This is a genomic window from Adhaeribacter sp. (genome assembly GCF_057359045.1).
In genome coordinates, this window is sequence record NZ_JBMQUD010000012.1 from 71,786 (window position 1) to 90,666 (window position 18,881).

Below are 18,881 nucleotides of genomic sequence, written 5' to 3' on the forward strand. Positions count from 1 at the left end.
AGCAGCTATTTTACGGCAAATCCTAAAACAAAAACTCTAGCAGCAATTATTATGCTGCTGAGGGTCGTTCATTGGCATGTAACTTAAGCCTAGTTTGCTTAGCTAAAATTTAAGCCGATTTTACAACTATTAAGTAAATCTATCCCCGCAAATATTGCTGTACTTCCTTATTTAAAGTAACGTAGTCAGATAAAGTTTGGCGTTTTACAAATAGTGCAATAATATTAATTACGGCTTATTCTTTACTTAATACCGCAATTCTACGCACCTGCTTTTACGTATTTTTTCCGGAACACTGCCTGCGGGGGCACGTAAGAATCACTCAATTTAACTAGAAATTATCATTTTAACTTCTTAAAGATAATTTTATGCCCCAGGATTTTGTAATTGTTATACACGGCGGTGCCGAAGATAAAGGTCGCGAAGAAATATCGCCGGAAAAAGAAGCCAGCTACCGGCAGGGCCTGCACACGGCTTTGCAAGCCGGTTGGGAAATTTTAAATAACGGCGGCACGGCGGTAGAAGCCGTAGAAGCCGCTGTTTGCAGCCTCGAAAATAATGCCTTGTTTAATGCGGGCAAAGGTGGTGCCCTTACCCAAAACGGCCAACATGAGTTTGACTCGGCCATTATGGACGGCAAAACTCTGGCCGCAGGGGCTGTAATGGGGGTAAAAAACGTAAAGAACCCGGTTAGTTTGGCCCGCATTATTATGGAACGCAGCCGGCACGTAGCTTTAAGCGGCAAAGGCGCTACGGCTTACGCCCAGGAAGTGGGTTTGGAAATAGTACCGGAAGATTATTTCACAACTGCCGAAAAAGAAGAGGAACTGGCAGCCGAAAAAGAACAAGCTCTGGCGAAACCTTCTAAAGATACTGTGGGTGCCGTAGCTCTAGATAAACACGGCAATTTGGCGGCGGCAACCTCTACGGGCGGCCTTACCGGTCAACGCGAGGGGCGCATTGGTGATAGCCCACTAATTGGATGCGGCACCTACGCCAATAACCAGGTTTGTGCGGTTTCCTGCACCGGCGACGGCGAAAGCATTATGCGGGCAGTAATTGCCCACGAAGTGTATGCCCTGGTAAAATACAAAGGTTTACCAATTGCCGAAGCCGCTAAACAAGCCCGCGAAGTTTACCACGACCTGATAGAGAAAGACCGGAACTTAATTGCCCTGGACCCACAAGGTAATATTGCCATGGAGTACGAAACCCAACTTATGTTTAGGGGCTACCGGCGAGCAAACCAAGAACCGTACGTGGCCATTTGGGAAGACTAAACTTTATCGGGTAGTACAATACCGCTGAATATCGCCGAAGGCAGCCTGGTAACCTAACCCAAAAGACCGGCTAAAGTTGGTGCAGGCAGCTGCCATACTATCCAACTCAATCTGGGCTTTCCCTATTAAAAAATAAACCCGGGCGTTTTGGGGGTCTTGCTGTAATACCTGCCGGTAATCGACTAAAGCCAATTTATTTTGCTGGGTAAGGTAATAACAAAAGCCACGGTAATACAGGGCATCTTTACGCATGGCCTCGTTGGGCAAACTGTGTTTAAAATATTGGTTAAAATCCTCGATGGCTTCCAGAAATTTATTTAACATCATGGCCCGGAGCATACCCCGGTCGTAATAAGCCAGGCCAAAGCGTTTATCTTTATCAATAGCCTGCGACAAATCAGCTTCGGCGCCAAAGTTATTACCCATGGCCTGGTAGCATTTTCCGCGCAGGTAATACATTTGCGGGGTTATCTGTTCGGCGTAAGAGATAGAAGCATCCAAATCGGCTAAAGCGGCCGGGTAGTCGCGGCTTACTTCCATCTCAATGTAAGCCCGCTTAAAATAGGCTTCGGCGTATTTGGGTTTAAAATGAATGGCTTCGGTTAAAAAGCTATGGGCCGTGCTCCATTTTTCCTGCTCAATATAAGTTAAGGCCTCTTTGTAACGGTCTACGGCAGTAACGTGGTCCATTACCAGCTTTAGTAACAGGCTAAAAACAATTACGGCTCCAAAAATAGCTGCTACAATGTAGTAGTCTTTCCGGAGAAACTGCGATTTAGGAATAGGCCGGTAATGCCGTTCCGTTACCGAAGCCGGCCGCCGTACCGGTCCCTGGTACTGGTATTGCTGCTGTGCCTGCTGCCGGAGGCGCGCTTGCAATAAATATTGCAGTTTGAGGTCGTAAACAGCCCGCTTCTGCGGATTAGACAAAACTTGGTAAGCTTCGTTTACTTGTTTAAACTTTTCCTCAAAATAAGTGTTTCCCTGGTGTTTATCCGGGTGGTACTGGATAGCCAGATTTTTATAGGCCACCTTAATTTCCTTAGCCGTAGCTGAGGCCGTTATACCCAGTATAGTATAGTAGTTTGATTGCAAAGAAGTAATATTGCGTGAATATCTATTATATTAAATTACGTAAAATCTCAGACAATCTGTTTTGTTTTTCGTAATACAATTTTCGAATATTATAGTGTTTATCTAATATAAAGAACAATTTTACGACCAGAATGTGCCAGATTTTGTAAAAATAAAATAAAACTATGATGAATGACGATAAAAATAACCGAACGGACAGCATGATTGGTAACCTGATGGGTTACATAGATACCCGGATAGACCTGATAAAGCTGGAAATACAGACCAAAATGAAAAGTGGTTTTATTTCTATGCTGCACGCTATTTTGCTGGGTTTTGCTGGGTTTATGGCCGTTATATTTTTAAATATTTTTTTAGGCCTGCTACTAAACCATTTGCTCGACAGCAGCTTCTGGGGCTTTGGCATCATAACACTTTTTTACGTAATTTTATTTGTAATCTTAATTATGGGATTAGATAAAAAAGTATTTCAGGGCCTGGCCGACAAAACTTTTGATAATACTATTTACAAACAAGATAAACGTAACGACCCATTATGAGTGATTTAAACAATCCGCTTTTTGAGGACCAAAAAGAATTTCTGGAAAGGCAAAAGGAAGAGTATAAAAATGCTTTGCTGAATGATGTATCTGACCTAAAAAATAAATCGCAGCAGGTTGGTAAAACCTTGTTAATTGCGGGTGGCGCCTTAGCCGGCATTTGGATGATCAGCTCCATGTTTCGTGGTAAAAAAAAAGCCCCTAAACGATTAAAAGGTCGTACGGCTCCTTTGTTATTAACGCCACCAGCTTACCGGCCCGCCGATGAAGTGGTGCAGCCCGATGGCAGCCTGGATTATACGACTGCCCTGCACCAGGACCCGGCCCAGACCTACACCAGTAGCCATAACACCAATAGCTACCAGGCTAATACACAAGAACCTTCGGCTATAAGCAGTATTGCGCAAGCTTTTTTTCAGTCTGATATGGCCAAGGCTATATCACAGCAGGTAACGGCTTTCTTATTGGTTTATCTGAGTAAAAAAGCCGAAGAGTACCTGCAAATGCCTAAAAATACCGATATTGCAGCTTCGGAAGAACCCGAAACCAAAGATATCGATTTTTCCTACCACGAAGAGGATGCCGTTTAAAAGCGATTTATATCAGAAACTACAAGATAAACACAGTGCCGGTTATAAATCTTTTGCCGTTTTGCTGGACCCAGACAACCTCGATGAAAAAGGTTGTCTGGATGTAGTAGCACGGTGCAACAACCATGGCGTAGACTATATTCTGGTGGGTGGCAGCCTGGTAACCCAAAACAACCAACCTGCTTTAATTAACCTAATCAAAGAAAATTCTGCTATTCCGGTTATTTTATTCCCCAGCAATAGCCTGCAAATTAACCCCGATGCCGACGGCATTCTGTTACTCTCGCTTATATCGGGCCGCAACCCTGAGTTTTTAATTGGTCAGCACGTAATTGCGGCGCCTATACTTAAAGCCAGCGGCTTAGAAATTTTACCTACCGGGTATATGCTTGTAGATTCTGGCCGGCAAACTACCGCTTCTTACATGAGTGGCACCACCCCGTTGCCGCACGACAAACCCGGTGTAGCTGCCTGCACAGCCCTGGCCGGCGAAATGCTGGGCCTGCACCTGATTTACCTCGATGGCGGTAGCGGCGCTTTGCACCCCATTACGCCCGATATGATCCAGGCCGTGCGCCAGGTAATAAATATTCCCTTATTAGTGGGTGGTGGTATAAATAGTCCGCAAAAAGCCAGTGCAGCATTAACTGCCGGTGCCGATGTACTGGTAGTGGGCAACCACATCGAGAAAAATCCGGATTTTATTACTCAGATTGCCCAGGTAGTACAGTCTTTTAATGCCCGCGCCACAGTAGCTTTATAATTTCAACAACTTACCGGTAATATTTTGCTCCTGGCAGTTAGCCTGCTTTTTTGATTAACCCATATTTTACGGCCACTTATATAACAATGATTTTTTAAGCCAGAATTTTTAATTGTCCAATTATGAAGCAAAAGTAACTGCAGCCATATTTGGATTAATTAAAGACGCCATTATTTGAATGAGATTTTGATTCTTGTTTAACTTAATCTTTTCTTCAGCCAGCAATTTACACTTTTCTTATTTGTTGGATTTAAACCATCCTAAAAGCCAATCAGATTACCGCCAAGCCCAATCAGAAAATACAATGAGTTTTGCTGGAGAAGAACCAAGTTAAATTGTTATGCACTTCAGATAAAAAAAGAGGCTGCTCCACATGCGTGGGGCAGCCTCTTTATAAATAAATTTGGTTCTGAACCTTATTCGTTCATAGCCGATTCCCGGCGACGCATTTTACCAGCCGGAATACCAAACATCATCTTAAACCGACGGCAGAAGTAAGCAGTATCTTTGTAACCCACTTCTTTGCCAATTTCCCGAATACTCTTTTTGGTAGTACGCAACAAGAATACAGCCCGTTCCATCCGCTGGTATTCGATGTAATCTTGCGGGTTAATACCGGTAAGCATTTTAAAATATTGCCCTACGTAATCTTCGGATACGTTAGCCACATTAGAGAGCACTTTGTTTGATAAATCGCCGCCAATATTCTCTTTAATGTAGTTAAACAGATCTATCAGGCGCGGATCTTTAAAGTAAGTACTGTTAGTAGCCAATTGCTCCACAAACATCTTATTGCGTAAGATGTAGCGTACAATTTCTACTACAATATTCTCGGTATAGATGGTTATAAGCCGCTCTTTGCCAGGCAAATCCTGTAAACTTTCCTCAATTACCTTAATTACCAAGGTAGCCAGTTTAGAATTACCCGAAATCAAGAAAGCCGGCACATCCAGCGAGGCAAAGAAATTAACTGAATCAAAAACTTTGGCTTCAAAACTTACAAAGCTGTGGCTATCTTCGGCATCAGCGATTAAATCTAAATCGGTGTTGCTTTTAAAGAATTTATCGCGGTTGGTTATCAAGTCGTCGTTCGAAATGGTACGACCATCCAATTCGCCGTAGTAAATTTTTGTGCTGCGTCCGCCCGGTACAAAAAGCATTTCGCCTTCTTCTACTACGTGCTGCTCGTCGCCAAATGCTATCAAACCTTTATGCAAAAGAATCAGGTTGTTACCCACATCATAAAAGTTGCGCACCATAAACGGTTGTTGTAATACCTGATTCTTAGATTTGATATATCGGACGCCGAGTGATTCAATTACCTTATTGTAATCTTCCATGATGCTTATAATTTATATTTTTTCCTGTAAAGTTATATTTCGAAGCATAAAGCTAATGCTTATCTTTTAAAAATTCAAAATAAATTGAAAAATTTTCATAAAATTATTCGTAAAAGGCTAAAACAACGTTACAGGACTATTTTTATATCACGATTTTATCTTATTTTAGTATTTCTCTTGAAATTACTATTTTCTGAATCTCAGAGGTTCCTTCGTAAATTTGGGTTATTTTGGCATCGCGCATTAAGCGCTCTACGTGGTACTCTTTTACAAATCCATAACCGCCGTGTACCTGTACGGCCTCAACGGTAGTTTCCATGGCTACCCGTGAGGCAAATAATTTGGCCATGGCTCCGGATCTGATATAATCCCGGCCGGCATCTTTGTCGGCGGCAGCTTGTATACACAACAAACGGGCCGCATCAATATTGGTAGCCATGTCGGCCAGTTTAAACTGGATAGCTTGGTGTTTGGCAATCTCCACACCAAAAGCTTTACGCTGTTTGGCATAATTTAAAGCCAGTTCGTAAGCACCTGAGGCAATACCTAAGGCTTGGGCAGCAATACCAATACGGCCGCCGGCTAAAACACTCATGGCAAATTTAAAACCAAAACCATCTTCTCCAATCCGGTTTTCTTTAGGTACTTTTACATCAGTAAACATAAGCGAGTGGGTATCGGAGCCCCGGATGCCCAACTTATTCTCTTTGGGGCCAATCTCGAAACCAGCCATGCCGCGCTCTACAATCAGGGCGTTAATTCCGCGGTGTTTTTGCTCCGGATGGGTTTGCGCAATTACCAGGTAAACACTGGCTGTACTGCCGTTGGTAATCCAGTTTTTGGTGCCGTTAAGCAAGTAATGATCGCCGCAGTCTACTGCCATTGTCCGCTGCATGGTTGCATCAGAACCGGCTTCCGGTTCTGATAAACAAAAGGCTCCAATTATTTCGCCGGTAGCCAGGCGGGTTAAATATTTCTGCTTTTGGTCTTCAGTACCGTATTTTTCAAGGCCCCAGCAAACCAGCGAGTTGTTAACCGACATAACCACCGAAGCCGAAGCATCTATTTTTGATATTTCTTCCATCGCCAACACGTAAGAAACGGTGTCGAGGCCACCACCATTGTATTGGGGATCTACCATCATGCCTAAAAAACCCAGTTCGCCCATTTTCCGGATCTGCTCGGCCGGAAACTTCTGGTGCTCGTCGCGTTCTATTACACCGGGTAGCAATTCGGTTTGGGCAAAATCTCGGGCGGCGTCCCGTACGGCCAGTTGTTCTTCGGTTAACTCGAAATTCATATCAGAATAAATCTTTATTTAGGTGGACAGTTTATATGATTTACTACGTTAAAGTGAATTTAATAAAATATTAACTAGTATGCAAGCATACATTTTTTATATGATAATTTGCCTGTAAACCGGTATAAAAAACGCTGCCCCCGTTTAATAACGGGGGCAGCGTTGTAAAATTATAATTTATTAAGAGAGCTTAATCACGGCGACCGCCGCCCAGCAAAATAGATACATAGTATAATAAGGTAGCCAGTGAACCCAAAGCCGCAACTACGTACGTCATGGCAGCCCATTTTAACGAATCTTTGGCAATGGCATGCTCTTGGGTAGTAACAATGCCCCGGTTATCCATCCAGGCCAAGGCCCGACGGCTGGCATCAAATTCTACCGGCAAAGTAATAAAGCTAAATAAAGTAGTTAAGGCGAATAATGCGACCCCAATTGCCAACGGAAGTATAGTAGTCTGTATCATGATAATACCAGCCAACAATATCCATTGCATATAACGTGAGGCTACACTTAAAGCCGGCACCATGGCCGACCGGAATTTAAGCATGCTATAAGCTGTAGCGTGCTGCACGGCATGGCCACACTCGTGGGCGGCTACTGCCGCGGCGGCGGCACTCCGCGAAGCGTAAACGCCTTCGCTTAGGTTTACCGTCTTATTTGTAGGGTCATAATGGTCGGTTAGCATACCTTCCGTAGAAATTACCCGTACATCGGTAATATTATTGTCGGCCAGCATCATTTCGGCTACTTCGCGGCCGCTCATACCTGATTGTAAACCAATTTCCGAATATTTCTTAAACTTACTTTTTAATGTCCAGCTCACCGCCATGCTAGCCAGCATGAAGATGATCATAATTAAATATATTCCACCCATTTTATTTTAACTAGTTTAGTTGTCGCTTAATTTTATCTACAATGTTTGAAGTTGAGTAACCTTTTACCAGCGCAATGGTTTTTACTTCACCACCATTCTCCAGAACGAGGTCCTGGCCTACAATATTTTGAATGGTGTAATCATCGCCTTTTACTAAAATATCTGGCCGAACTGCTTTTATCAGCTCGTACGGGGTTTCTTCCTCAAACAATACTACCAAGTCTATAAACAACAAGGATGCCATAATTCTAGCCCGTGACATTTCGTCTTGCAAAGGCCGGTCCGGGCCTTTTAAACGACTAACCGAAGCATCGGTATTTAGCCCAACTATCATTTTGTCACCTAATTGCCGGGCTTTTTCTAAATAATCTACGTGCCCCAGGTGCAGCAAATCGAAGCAACCATTGGTAAATACTACCCGCAAGCCTTGCTCGTGCCAGGCAGTTACCTGCCGGACGGCAGCGGAACGGGAAACAATTTTATCTGCCGCTGTTGCCATAAGCTGTATGTTTATCTAATACCGGTTTGGGCGATTTAGGTTTCCGGGCTAAGCTTAAAATAAAACTGATACCGCCTAATATTACTACCATAAGGGTTTGCGACGTATGGTTAATTAGGGCAAAAGCCATACCGGCTTCTTTTGAAATGCCGTACAACAATAAAGTATTACTCACCATCATGTGAAAAACCCCGATACCACCCTGAACGGGTACGCTCATACCCAAGCTACCAATAACCAGTACGGAAAAAGCAGCCAGGGGGCTTAACCCTGCCGTAGCCGGTAAGGCAAAAAATGACAGGTAGCCCATTAAATAATAAGTAAACCAAACAAATAAGGTATGCCCAATAAACACCGGCTTGTTCTGCAATTTGGCAATACTAAAAATACCGGCTAACAAGCCTTGCAGTAAGGCCATAATTTTCTGGAAAAACTTAAACTGGCGTAAATGATTTAAAAAGAAAAGCACCGTTATCAGCAACCCCAGGGTACCCGCTATTATTATGCCTACTACCACGTAAAGCAAGGTTTTATCGGCTTGTAGAGAAGAATATCTTTCGGTAAATAAATCAATAAAGTAGGTATGCAGCCGGTCAAACTCCACCAGGAAAGCAATACCCATTAATGATAAGAGCATTACCATATCAATCAGGCGCTCGGTTATAACCGTACCAAACGAGGCTTGCACCGGTATATTACTACTTCTTTTTAATACCGAACACCGGAATACCTCGCCCATCCGGGGCAGTACCAGGTTGGCCAAATAACCAATCATCATGGCGTGGTAAGTATCGGCAAAGGTTACCTGGCGGCCTAATGGCTCTAACTGCATTTTCCAGCGATAAGCCCGGCTTAAAAAACCCGATAAAGCCACTGCCAGCGAAATACTTAGCCAAACGTAATTGGTTTGTGATAACTGGGCTTTTAACAGCTCAAAATCAATACCTTTTAAAGCGTACCACATTAAAAATACCGACAGGCCAAAAACCAGCGCATATTTTAAAATGTCGAGCAGTTTTTTCATATACAAAGGTTACACCAATCGGTTATGCTGGTCTGGGAATACCAAGGTGGGTTGGTGCTCTTTTGCTTTGCTAAATTCTATCTGGCAGTAAGAGAAAATAATTACCACATCGCCTACCTGCACCTTGCGGGCTGCCGGCCCATTCAGGCAAATAGTGCCCGTGCCCCGTTCGCCTTTTATTACATAGGTTTCAAAGCGTTCGCCGTTGTTTATATTTACAATGGTTACTTTTTCGTTTTCTACCATATTAGCCGCATCAATCAGGTCCTCATCAATGGTTACACTTCCCACGTAATGCAGCTCGGCCTGGGTAACTTTTACCCGGTGTATTTTAGATTTTAAAACTTCAATTAACATTCTTTTAATAAATAAATAAAATGCAAAGGTATGCATTTTTAAAGAAGATTAACCAGCACCAGGTTTATTCGCGTTCAGGCATTAATGGTAACGGCTATGGTTATATACCCAGTACCATATTATCGATAAGGCGCACCGGCCCCACATAAGCCGCTAAACACAAGGCTACCGGGGTACCCGGCCCTACCTGCGCCAAAGGTTGCAAGCTGTGGGGGTTAACTATCTCAAAATATTCCAGCTTAATTAAAGTGTAGGATTGCAAGAAATTAGTTACGGCGGCTTTTACGTTGGCTAAGGGTTGGTGGGGCAGCAGTTCCTGTGCCAATTGCAAAGCCCGGTATAATTGCATAGCTTCTTGCCGTTCGGAGGGCGTCAGCCGTTGGTTACGCGACGACATGGCCAAGCCATCTGGTTCCCGTACAATGGGGTGGCACACCAACTCTAAATCAAAACTTAAATCGGTTACCAAACGGTTTATAATGGCAAATTGCTGTAAATCTTTCTGACCAAAGTAAGCTTTATGGGGTTTTATTAAATGAAAAAGCTTGCTTACCACGGCGGCTACGCCCGTAAAATGCCCCGGCCGAAAGGCCCCTTCCATAACATTCTCCAGGTCGCCAAAATCAAATTTTAACTGCAGGGGCTCAGGGTACATGGCCGGCACTTCCGGCGCAAACAAAATTTGGCAATTATGTTGGCTTAAAACCGCCGCATCGGTCTGCAGCGAGCGGGGGTATAAGGTATAATCGGCGGCGTTGTTAAACTGCGTGGGGTTTACGAAAATACTACAGATCGTAACATCGTTTTCGGCGGCCGCTGTACGCAGCAATTGCAGGTGCCCAGCGTGTAATGCGCCCATAGTAGGCACAAAACCAATGGTTTGGCCGGAACTCCGGATACGTTCTGTTTGTTCCTTAATAGATGCTGCGGTTGAGATAATATCCATGCAGTTTATTTAAAATTTACTTTATAATGGGGCGCAAAGGTATATTTTAAAGAATAAAATTGAAAATATTGTAAAAATTACGTAATTTTGTGCTGCCGAATTTTGTGCCTCATCTAACCTATACTTTTCAAGCCTATGTCAAAGCTAAGAATACTTTACGCTGCCACCGAAATCAATCCTTTCTTACAAACCACAAAAGTAGCGGAATTCCTGAGAATGTTGCCCCAAGCCATGCAGGAAAGAGGTATGGAAATACGTATTTTTGTACCGCGCTTTGGTTTGATTAATGAAAGAAAGAATCGGTTGCACGAAGTAGTAAGATTATCCGGAATAAATATTGCGGTAGGCGAGGAAGAAAAACCACTCATTATTAAAGTGGCCTCTATTCCGAATGCCAAGCTGCAGGTTTATTTTATTGACAACGAAGACTATTTTCACCGGAAGTCCGTTTTGGTAGATAAAGACAATAAATTTCATGCAGATAACGACGAGCGGGCAATCTTTTTCTGTAAAGGCGTACTGGAAACAGTAAAAAAATTAGGTTGGTCGCCGGATATTGTACATTGCAACGACTGGATGACCGGTTTAATACCGATGTACCTGAAAAGCACTTACAAAAAAGATCCTATTTTTAAAGATGCTAAATCAATATTTACGGTTTATAACAACAATTTCGATCATAAATTTGATAACGACCTGCTCGAAAAAGTAAAAATGCTGGACATTGAAGACAGCATGCTTACCGGATTAAAATCTGCTGACTTTGAAGGCTTTGTGAAAGTAGGCATGGAATATGCCGATATGGTGGTTAAATCGCATGAAGATGGCTTTAGTGATAATATCAATGCTTTGTTTAATGGATTTAGCAAAACCCGGCAAGTAAGCGCCGACTCAGACGAAAACTTTTTAGATTCTTACTACAACCTTTATAATGAATTGGCTAACTAGAACACCTGTTCTTTTTATTTTTTCTCTTTTTACCCTTATTTCCTGCGAAGAAGCCAGCGAAATCGGTTTAGAAAATGAAGTTCCTCTGGGCACCGCTTTTACCGACACTATTACGGTTAAAGCCGCCACTATTTTACTCCCCGATTCGATTGTTGCTTTTCAAAAGCCAATTCTATACGTAGGCCGTTTTACTAACCCTCTCTTTGGCGCGGTTACGGCCCAGTCGTTTAGCCGGATTGGTATTACCCCCGGCGGCACGTTTACAGATGCTGCTACGGCCCGGATAGACTCTACGGTACTGGTACTGGATTACAACGAAGCCTACGGCGATACCCTCCAGAACCTGACTGTTAACGTGCATAAAATGCAGCAAACTTTTCAGGATGAGGTTACTTATTATACCACTACCGCTTTGCCTTACGAACCAACCGTTATTGGTACAGCTACTTTTAAACCAACTCCCCGGAAAATAAACAGAAAAGTAGTTACTGTTAATAATACCAGCACCACCGTTACCCAATCGTACCCAGTGCGGATTAAATTAAATAATACTTTTGGTACCGACCTTTTGGCTCAAAGCGGTAAAACGCCACTTTCGAGTCAGGCCGAGTTTAACAAATTTCTACCGGGCCTGGCTTTAACAACCACCAATAACGCCCAGGCTGCTTTAGGCTTTATTCAGACAGACAGTACTTATTTCCGGGTATATTATACCGCCGGCGATAAAAAACTCAAGTACGATTTATTTATTTCTGCTGACCATTCTACACAGCTTACCGCTAACCGCAGCAATACGCCACTGGCTTCTTTGCAGCAAGGCGGCAATGCTATTCCGGCAGCAAACACCAATAATACGGCTTACCTGCAAGAGTCGGTAGGGCTTAAAACCAAATTAACTTTTCCTTATTTGGCTAAATTCCGCGATGCTTTAGGCAACGTAGCTATAAACCGGGCCGAACTGGTAATTCCGGTTAAATCAGCCGATACGTACAAGCCATCGCCTTACCTTTATTTATTTGGGGCTACCAATGGCAACCGTATTGCCCGCTACGAAGGTAATATTTGGGGTATTGCGGCTAATGGTAACCCAATAGAAGCAGTTACCCAGCCAACGGCCGGGGCTTACCGACCTGCTACCCAAAGCTATACCATTGATATTACCACGTATTTAGCTGGTTTATTATACAACCGTAAACTAGCTAACGGCGTAACACTCCAAAACAGCGGTTTGGTGTTATCGCCGGCATCTACCCCAGCCTTAACCAACTTAACTGCTTTACAATTACAAACTTTGCGGCAAACACTGTTGAATACGGAGCCTGGTACCGGCATTAAACTGCGGGTATACTACTCTACTAACCAATAAAGCTATTTGCACGCATACTCCTAAGCTTAACCTCTTAATTAATTTATAGCTTTTATACAGAAGAATACATGTGCGGAATTGTAGCATATATTGGTTATAGGGAAGCTTGCCCTATAATTATAAAGGGTCTTAAACGCTTAGAATACCGGGGCTACGATAGCGCCGGTATTGCGCTTTTAAACGGTACCTTAAACGTTTACAAGAAAAAAGGCAAGGTAAGCGACCTGGAAAATTTTATTTCGGATAAAGATACCAACAGCCACATAGGTATGGGGCACACCCGTTGGGCTACCCACGGCGAGCCCAACGATGCAAATGCCCACCCGCATTATTCCGGGTCTGGCCGGCTGGCCATTATTCACAACGGCATTATCGAGAATTATGCTTCTTTAAAAACGTTGTTGCAATCTAAAGGCTTTACATTTTACAGCGACACCGATACCGAAGTCTTCGTAAACCTGATCGAAGATATCCAGAACGAAAACGATTGTACCCTCGAAGAAGCGGTTCGGTTAGCCTTACACGAAGTAGTTGGTGCTTACGCCATTGTGGTATTATCGAAAGATGAACCCAACCAGTTAATAGCGGCCCGCAAAGGTAGCCCCTTGGTGATAGGAGTAGGCAAAGACGAGTTTTTCCTCGCTTCGGACGCTACGCCCATTATTGAATACACCAACGAAGTAGTTTATGTAAACGACTACGAAATTGCGGTTATAAAAGATGGCGTGCTAAAAGTTAAAACCCGCGAAGATATTCCAACTACCCCGTATATCCAGACTTTACAAATGGAGCTAGACTCTATTGAAAAAGGTGGTTACGACCATTTTATGTTAAAGGAAATTTTTGAACAGCCACGTTCTATCCACGATAGTATGCGGGGCCGTTTAATTGCTGCCCATAACCAATTAATAATGGGTGGTTTCCGGGAGTTCGAGAATAAATTTGTTAAGGCCAAGCGAATAATTATTGTAGCCTGCGGTACCTCGTGGCACGCCGGCTTGGTAGCCGAATATTTAATCGAAGATTTGGCTCGCATTCCGGTAGAAGTAGAATATGCCTCAGAGTTCCGGTACCGCAATCCAATTATAAAAGAAGGTGATATTGTTATTGCCATTTCGCAATCCGGCGAAACAGCCGATACGTTAGCCGCCATTGAGCTGGCTAAATCAAAAGGCGCTACCATTTTTGGTATTTGCAACGTGGTAGGTTCATCTATTGCCCGGGCATCGGATGCCGGGGCGTATACGCACGCCGGCCCCGAAATTGGAGTAGCCAGTACCAAAGCATTTACAGCCCAGGTAACGGTACTTACGTTGCTGGCCATGCTAATCGGTAGCAAACGCGGCACCATTGAAGACAGCAAGCTGCGCCAGCTCATGATTGAACTGGAAAACATACCGGCTAAAGTAGAAAAAGCCCTGGAACTGAACGATAAGGTTATTCAAATTTCCGAAGAGTTTAAAGATGCTCCTAACTGCTTGTACTTAGGCCGGGGCTATAATTTTCCGGTAGCTTTAGAAGGTGCCTTAAAACTAAAAGAAATTTCTTATATCCACGCCGAAGGTTACCCAGCCGCCGAAATGAAACACGGCCCTATTGCGCTGATTGACGAGAACATGCCGGTAGTGGTAATTGCCACGCGCGATAGCTCATACGAAAAAATTGTATCTAATATTCAGGAAGTAAAGGCCCGCAAAGGCCGGATTATAGCCATTGTAACCGAAGGCGACCAGGTAATACCTGCTATGGCCGAGTTTGTGATTGAAGTACCCGAAACCAGTGAAATATTAATGCCCTTGGTATCGGTCATTCCATTGCAATTATTGTCGTACCACATTGCGGTAATGCGGGGTTGCAACGTAGATCAGCCGCGTAACTTAGCCAAATCGGTAACAGTAGAATAAATATTATTATTGAAGTATTTAAACTAAAAACGGAAGCTTGTGGCTTCCGTTTTTAGTTTAAATACTTTTCTTTCAGGGCTGTAAAAACTCCTGTAAATATCTTTTTTTAAGCAGAGGGCAAATTTTATAGCGCTCGTCTTGGGTATCGGTGTACATGCTTTCGAGTAAATGGTAAATATTTTTTAACCCAATTTTTTCAGCCCACGCTAAGGGTCCGTACGGGTAATTATTGCCTAGTTGCATGGCTAAATCAATATCGGCAGCCGTGGCAATTCCGTCTTGCAGGGTGTAAAAAGCTTCGTTTACCAGCATGGCCAGCACCCGGGGGGTTACCATACCCACCCGATCATCAACAACCAAATATTGTGTACCTAGCTGCGTACAAACGTCTTCCAATAAAGGTATATCGGCTTCTTGTAAAACAGTTACTTCTAAATACGGCCGGTTAATCATGCCGGGCCAGCCATTAAAACCAAACAGTACGCAGTTGGGTTCTAAGGCTAATTTTTGTATTAGTTGCCCCAGCGAAATATTAACCGCGTGGCAAAAAACCATTAGCCCCTGCCGTTCGCTGTATAGTTTCAGGCGATCCGGAAAATCAGCCAGAAAAAAATCAAATACAACCTGCGCTTCTTTTAAATTATTCCGGATTTGGTTGTAATCCTGCACAAATATATATTCCTGGTCGGAGGTAAATTTTTGCTTAAATTCTGCTTTTATTTCGGTAGGGGCAACAACAACTATTTGCATTTTCGAGTACATTTGGGCCACAAGTTAAGTATATTAAAAACTACTCATGGCAAATACTATTATCAATTCTTCTAACGCTCCTGCTCCAATTGGCCCTTACAGCCAGGCCGTGTTGGCCAACGGAGTACTGTATGTGTCTGGTCAGATTGCTTTAGATCCGGTATCTAACGAGCTGGTTAAAACCAACATAGAAACCGAAACGCACCAGGTAATGAAAAACTTAGGCGCTATTTTACAAGAAGCTGGCTTAAGTTTTGCGCAAGTAGTAAAGTGCACCATTTTTGTAAAAGATTTAAATAATTTCGCGGCTATTAACACGGTATACGGCAGTTATTTTGCGCAAAATCCGCCTGCCCGCGAAACCGTAGAAGTAAGCCGCCTGCCCAAAGACGTAAATGTAGAAATTTCTTGCATAGCGGTACCGGTTTAATAGTAAACCGGCTTTACGCCGGTTATTATCTAAATATTAGTCTTGCCGTTTTTCATTTACTGCGGGCTCCTGGTTTACGGCCGTTTTACCGGCTTCTACTTCTTGTCGGATTACCCGCACCGCGTAAGTAGCCGGGTAAATATTAGAGCCAAATTTACGTGAGTAAATTAAAGTAAAAATTGCTCCAAAAAACAAAATAAGCGACGAGTAAAAAACCCAGGTTAAAATAACCACTACCGTGCCCGCGGCGCCATATACGCTGGCAATATTGCTGTTACCCAAATACAAGCCAATTAAAAATTTACCCAACGTAAAAAGCAAGGCGGTTACAATAGAGCCTACCCAAACATCGCGCCACCGGATTTTAGCATCGGGCAAAAACTTGTAAATGGCCGCAAACAAAAAAGTAACTACCGCCAGCGAGAACATATTGTTAATAGTTTGCAACAATATTGCAGCCGATTCGCCCATAAGCTGAACTAAATATCTGCCTATTTTGGCCATAATGGCGTGCACCACCAGCGAAACCAAAAGCAAAAAAGTAATACTCAAAATCATGGCAAAAGAGAGTAAACGGTCTTTTGCCAGTTTCAGGTATTCGCGCCGGGGCTTGGGCTTTACGCCCCAAATTACATTCAGGGAGTTTTGCATGGAAATAAACATGGTGGTAGCCGTAATCAGTAAAGTAACTACCCCCACAATAGTCGCAAAGGTAAACTCGCTGGATTGGCTGATATTCTCGACCATACGCTGCACTTCCAAAGCGCCTGCCGAGCCAATCAGGCCTTTTATCTGAAAATAAATTTCGCCGCTCACGGCATCTTCGCCAAAAAACCAACCAACGGTATTTATAATGATAATCAGCACCGGCGGCAACCCAAATATGGTATAATACGCCAGGGCCGCACCTTTATCAAATGCATTGGTATCAGAAAACTCGTACCAGGTATCGCGGAGCAGGCACCACGAATTTTTACCGATTACGGGCAACAACCGTAAAACCGGCCGTTTCTTTAAAGCACACATGGATATTCTACTAATTTATGAATGATACGTAAAAAACTTTAGCCGTATGGTAAAAAGTAGTATATATTTAAATACATTAATTTTCGGGTATTTAGCCACAGAACAAATTACCGGCTCCGGATATAGGTATTACCACAATATACCCCCGCACGCGAAAGCAGATATTCGGTGCAAATCAGCAATAGATTGTGTACCTTTGCACGAATTTTTAATAACACGACCAGAATAGCGTCAGATAGTTATTTTTGACATGGAAAGAGAAGTAAGAGTACGATTTGCGCCCAGCCCAACGGGGCCTTTACATATTGGCGGTGTCCGGACGGCCCTCTACAATTATTTATTTGCCAAAAAAATGGGTGGCAAAATGTTGCTGCGCATCGAAGACACCGACCAGAACCGTTTTGTACCTGGTGCCGAAGATTATATATTTCAGTCGCTGGAGTGGTGCGGCATTAAGTTAGACGAGAGCCCCCTGCACGGTGGGCCGCACGCTCCTTACCGGCAATCGGAGCGCAAACCCATGTACATGGAGTACGCGCTGCAACTGGTAAACGACGGCCATGCCTACTACGCCTTTGATACCGCCGAAGAACTCGATGCCATGCGCGAGCGGCTTAAAGCGGCCAAAGTAGCTACCCCTCAGTACAATGCCATTACCCGCGCTACCATGCGCAACTCCCTTACTTTGCCCGAAGACGAAGTAAAACAACTCCTGGAAAGCGGCACGCCTTATGTAATCCGCCTGAAAGTACCGCGTAAAGAAGAAATCCGGCTTAAAGATTTAATCCGGGGTTGGGTACTCGTGCACTCTTCTTCAATCGACGATAAAGTTTTAATGAAATCGGATGGTATGCCCACGTACCACCTGGCCAATATTGTAGACGACCATTTAATGGGTATTACCCATGTAATCCGGGGCGAAGAATGGCTGCCATCGGCACCATTGCACGTGCTGCTGTACCGCTACCTGGGTTGGGAAAGCACCATGCCCGAATTTGCCCACTTACCATTGCTTTTAAAACCCGATGGCAACGGCAAGTTAAGCAAACGTGACGGCGATAAATTAGGCTTTCCGGTGTTCCCGCTGCAATGGTTTGATCCGTTTACCGGCGAAAAATCGAGTGGTTACCGCGAGAGCGGCTATTTGCCCGAAGCTTTTGTAAACTTCCTGGCCTTTTTGGGTTGGAACCCCGGTACCCAACAAGAATTATTTACCATGGACGAACTGGCCGAAGCCTTTTCGATTGAGCGCATTGGTAAATCGGGTACCCGTTTTGATATAAACAAAGCCCGCTGGTATAACGAGCAATATTTGCGTGCCAAACCCGACACCGAGTTAGCCCAATATTTATTGGCCGCCCTGGCCGAGCACAATATTGCCTGCACCGAAGAAAAAGCAATACAAATTGCCGGTGTAATGAAAGAGCGGGTAACGTTTCCGCAGGATTTCTGGCGCGAAGCGGCTTATTTCTTTGTGGCGCCGCAGGAATACAACGAAAAAGTAGCCGAAAAAAAATGGAACAATGCAGCCGTTGCCGTATTCGACGATTTTAAAAACCAGCTAGCTACCCTGCCCGATTTTACTGCCGATAATGTAAAAGGATTATTACTACAAATTCTGGAGCAGCACAGCATGAAAATAGGCCAGGTAATGCAGGCCTTACGTTTAGCCATTACCGGTTTAGAAGCCGGCCCCGATTTAATGGCTATTATCCAGATTATTGGCCCCGACGAAGCTGCCCGCCGGATAGAAACGGCTAAAGAAAAACTGCAAACGTATATTACGGCCTAATTATTAGCGATTAGCTTATAGTAAGAAATATTATCTGTGGTCTGCCTATCCCGGC

19 protein-coding genes are annotated in these 18,881 nt (G+C 43.7%); 9 read left to right on the forward strand and 10 right to left on the reverse strand.

Annotated elements, in window-relative coordinates; translation table 11 throughout:
- The first annotated feature begins 368 nt into the window (after positions 1-368).
- Positions 369-1,280 (forward strand): isoaspartyl peptidase/L-asparaginase family protein, encoded by a 912-nt coding sequence (locus ACO1R6_RS02620; RefSeq protein WP_486261928.1) that lies wholly within the window; start codon positions 369-371, stop codon positions 1,278-1,280.
- A 3-nt stretch (positions 1,281-1,283) separates the two neighbouring features.
- Here ACO1R6_RS02620 and ACO1R6_RS02625 read toward each other — a convergent pair whose 3' ends face one another.
- Entirely contained in the window at positions 1,284-2,375 is a 1,092-nt protein-coding gene (locus tag ACO1R6_RS02625) for a tetratricopeptide repeat protein (protein WP_486261929.1), read from the reverse strand.
- 164 nt (positions 2,376-2,539) lie between these two features.
- On the opposite strand from ACO1R6_RS02625, the gene ACO1R6_RS02630 reads away from it, so the two are divergent.
- Genes ACO1R6_RS02630 through ACO1R6_RS02640 form a run of 3 tightly spaced genes read left to right on the forward strand, consistent with a single transcriptional unit; the run spans position 2,540 to position 4,267 of the window.
- Positions 2,540-2,914, forward strand: a complete 375-nt coding sequence (locus ACO1R6_RS02630) for a phage holin family protein (RefSeq protein WP_486261930.1) — start codon at positions 2,540-2,542, stop codon at positions 2,912-2,914.
- Positions 2,911-3,504, forward strand: coding sequence for a hypothetical protein (locus ACO1R6_RS02635; protein ID WP_486261932.1), 594 nt, complete (start codon positions 2,911-2,913; stop codon positions 3,502-3,504). Before ACO1R6_RS02630 ends, ACO1R6_RS02635 begins: the two co-directional genes overlap by 4 nt.
- On the forward strand, positions 3,494-4,267 hold the full coding sequence (locus ACO1R6_RS02640; RefSeq protein ID WP_486261934.1) for a phosphoglycerol geranylgeranyltransferase: 774 nt from the start codon (positions 3,494-3,496) through the stop codon (positions 4,265-4,267). Before ACO1R6_RS02635 ends, ACO1R6_RS02640 begins: the two co-directional genes overlap by 11 nt.
- 416 nt (positions 4,268-4,683) lie before the next feature.
- On the opposite strand, the gene ACO1R6_RS02645 is transcribed toward ACO1R6_RS02640, so the two are convergent.
- The 7 genes from ACO1R6_RS02645 to panC form a co-directional block, all read right to left on the reverse strand.
- Entirely contained in the window at positions 4,684-5,607 is a 924-nt protein-coding gene (locus ACO1R6_RS02645; protein ID WP_486261935.1) for an AraC family transcriptional regulator, read from the reverse strand.
- Positions 5,608-5,767: 160 nt separating this feature from the next.
- A complete protein-coding gene (locus ACO1R6_RS02650) occupies positions 5,768-6,907 on the reverse strand; it encodes an acyl-CoA dehydrogenase family protein (RefSeq protein ID WP_486261938.1) in 1,140 nt (379 codons plus the stop codon).
- Between the two features lie 190 nt (positions 6,908-7,097).
- Entirely contained in the window at positions 7,098-7,784 is a 687-nt protein-coding gene (locus tag ACO1R6_RS02655) for a zinc metallopeptidase (protein ID WP_486261940.1), read from the reverse strand.
- Positions 7,785-7,794: 10 nt separating this feature from the next.
- Positions 7,795-8,283, reverse strand: a complete 489-nt coding sequence (gene rfaE2 / locus ACO1R6_RS02660) for a D-glycero-beta-D-manno-heptose 1-phosphate adenylyltransferase (RefSeq protein WP_486261942.1) — start codon at positions 8,281-8,283, stop codon at positions 7,795-7,797.
- A complete protein-coding gene (locus tag ACO1R6_RS02665) occupies positions 8,264-9,307 on the reverse strand; it encodes a lysylphosphatidylglycerol synthase transmembrane domain-containing protein (protein ID WP_486261944.1) in 1,044 nt (347 codons plus the stop codon). Before ACO1R6_RS02665 ends, rfaE2 begins: the two co-directional genes overlap by 20 nt.
- A 9-nt stretch (positions 9,308-9,316) precedes the next feature.
- Positions 9,317-9,664 (reverse strand): aspartate 1-decarboxylase, encoded by a 348-nt coding sequence (panD, locus tag ACO1R6_RS02670; RefSeq protein WP_486261946.1) that lies wholly within the window; start codon positions 9,662-9,664, stop codon positions 9,317-9,319.
- Positions 9,665-9,764: 100 nt separating this feature from the next.
- Complete coding sequence (gene panC / locus ACO1R6_RS02675) at positions 9,765-10,610, reverse strand: pantoate--beta-alanine ligase (protein ID WP_486261948.1); 846 nt, start codon at positions 10,608-10,610, stop codon at positions 9,765-9,767.
- Between the two features lie 135 nt (positions 10,611-10,745).
- Here panC and ACO1R6_RS02680 point away from each other — a divergent pair, with 135 nt between their 5' ends.
- From ACO1R6_RS02680 to glmS, 3 genes are all read left to right on the forward strand, one after another.
- Positions 10,746-11,558, forward strand: a complete 813-nt coding sequence (locus tag ACO1R6_RS02680; RefSeq protein ID WP_486261950.1) for a glycogen/starch synthase — start codon at positions 10,746-10,748, stop codon at positions 11,556-11,558.
- Entirely contained in the window at positions 11,542-12,924 is a 1,383-nt protein-coding gene (locus tag ACO1R6_RS02685; protein ID WP_486261952.1) for a DUF4270 family protein, read from the forward strand. Before ACO1R6_RS02680 ends, ACO1R6_RS02685 begins: the two co-directional genes overlap by 17 nt.
- Before the next feature lie 68 nt (positions 12,925-12,992).
- Positions 12,993-14,828: a glutamine--fructose-6-phosphate transaminase (isomerizing) gene (gene glmS, locus ACO1R6_RS02690; protein WP_486261954.1), complete on the forward strand. Its 1,836-nt coding sequence runs from the start codon at positions 12,993-12,995 to the stop codon at positions 14,826-14,828.
- 72 nt (positions 14,829-14,900) lie between these two features.
- On the opposite strand, the gene ACO1R6_RS02695 is transcribed toward glmS, so the two are convergent.
- Entirely contained in the window at positions 14,901-15,590 is a 690-nt protein-coding gene (locus ACO1R6_RS02695; protein WP_486261956.1) for a 3-hydroxyacyl-CoA dehydrogenase family protein, read from the reverse strand.
- 34 nt (positions 15,591-15,624) lie between these two features.
- Here ACO1R6_RS02695 and ACO1R6_RS02700 point away from each other — a divergent pair, with 34 nt between their 5' ends.
- Positions 15,625-16,008, forward strand: a complete 384-nt coding sequence (locus ACO1R6_RS02700) for a RidA family protein (protein WP_486261957.1) — start codon at positions 15,625-15,627, stop codon at positions 16,006-16,008.
- Between the two features lie 36 nt (positions 16,009-16,044).
- Here ACO1R6_RS02700 and ACO1R6_RS02705 read toward each other — a convergent pair whose 3' ends face one another.
- Complete coding sequence (locus tag ACO1R6_RS02705; protein WP_486261959.1) at positions 16,045-17,034, reverse strand: YihY/virulence factor BrkB family protein; 990 nt, start codon at positions 17,032-17,034, stop codon at positions 16,045-16,047.
- 250 nt (positions 17,035-17,284) lie between these two features.
- Between ACO1R6_RS02705 and gltX the strand changes: the two genes are divergently transcribed.
- On the forward strand, positions 17,285-18,826 hold the full coding sequence (gltX, locus tag ACO1R6_RS02710; protein WP_486261961.1) for a glutamate--tRNA ligase: 1,542 nt from the start codon (positions 17,285-17,287) through the stop codon (positions 18,824-18,826).
- Positions 18,827-18,881: the final 55 nt, after the last annotated feature.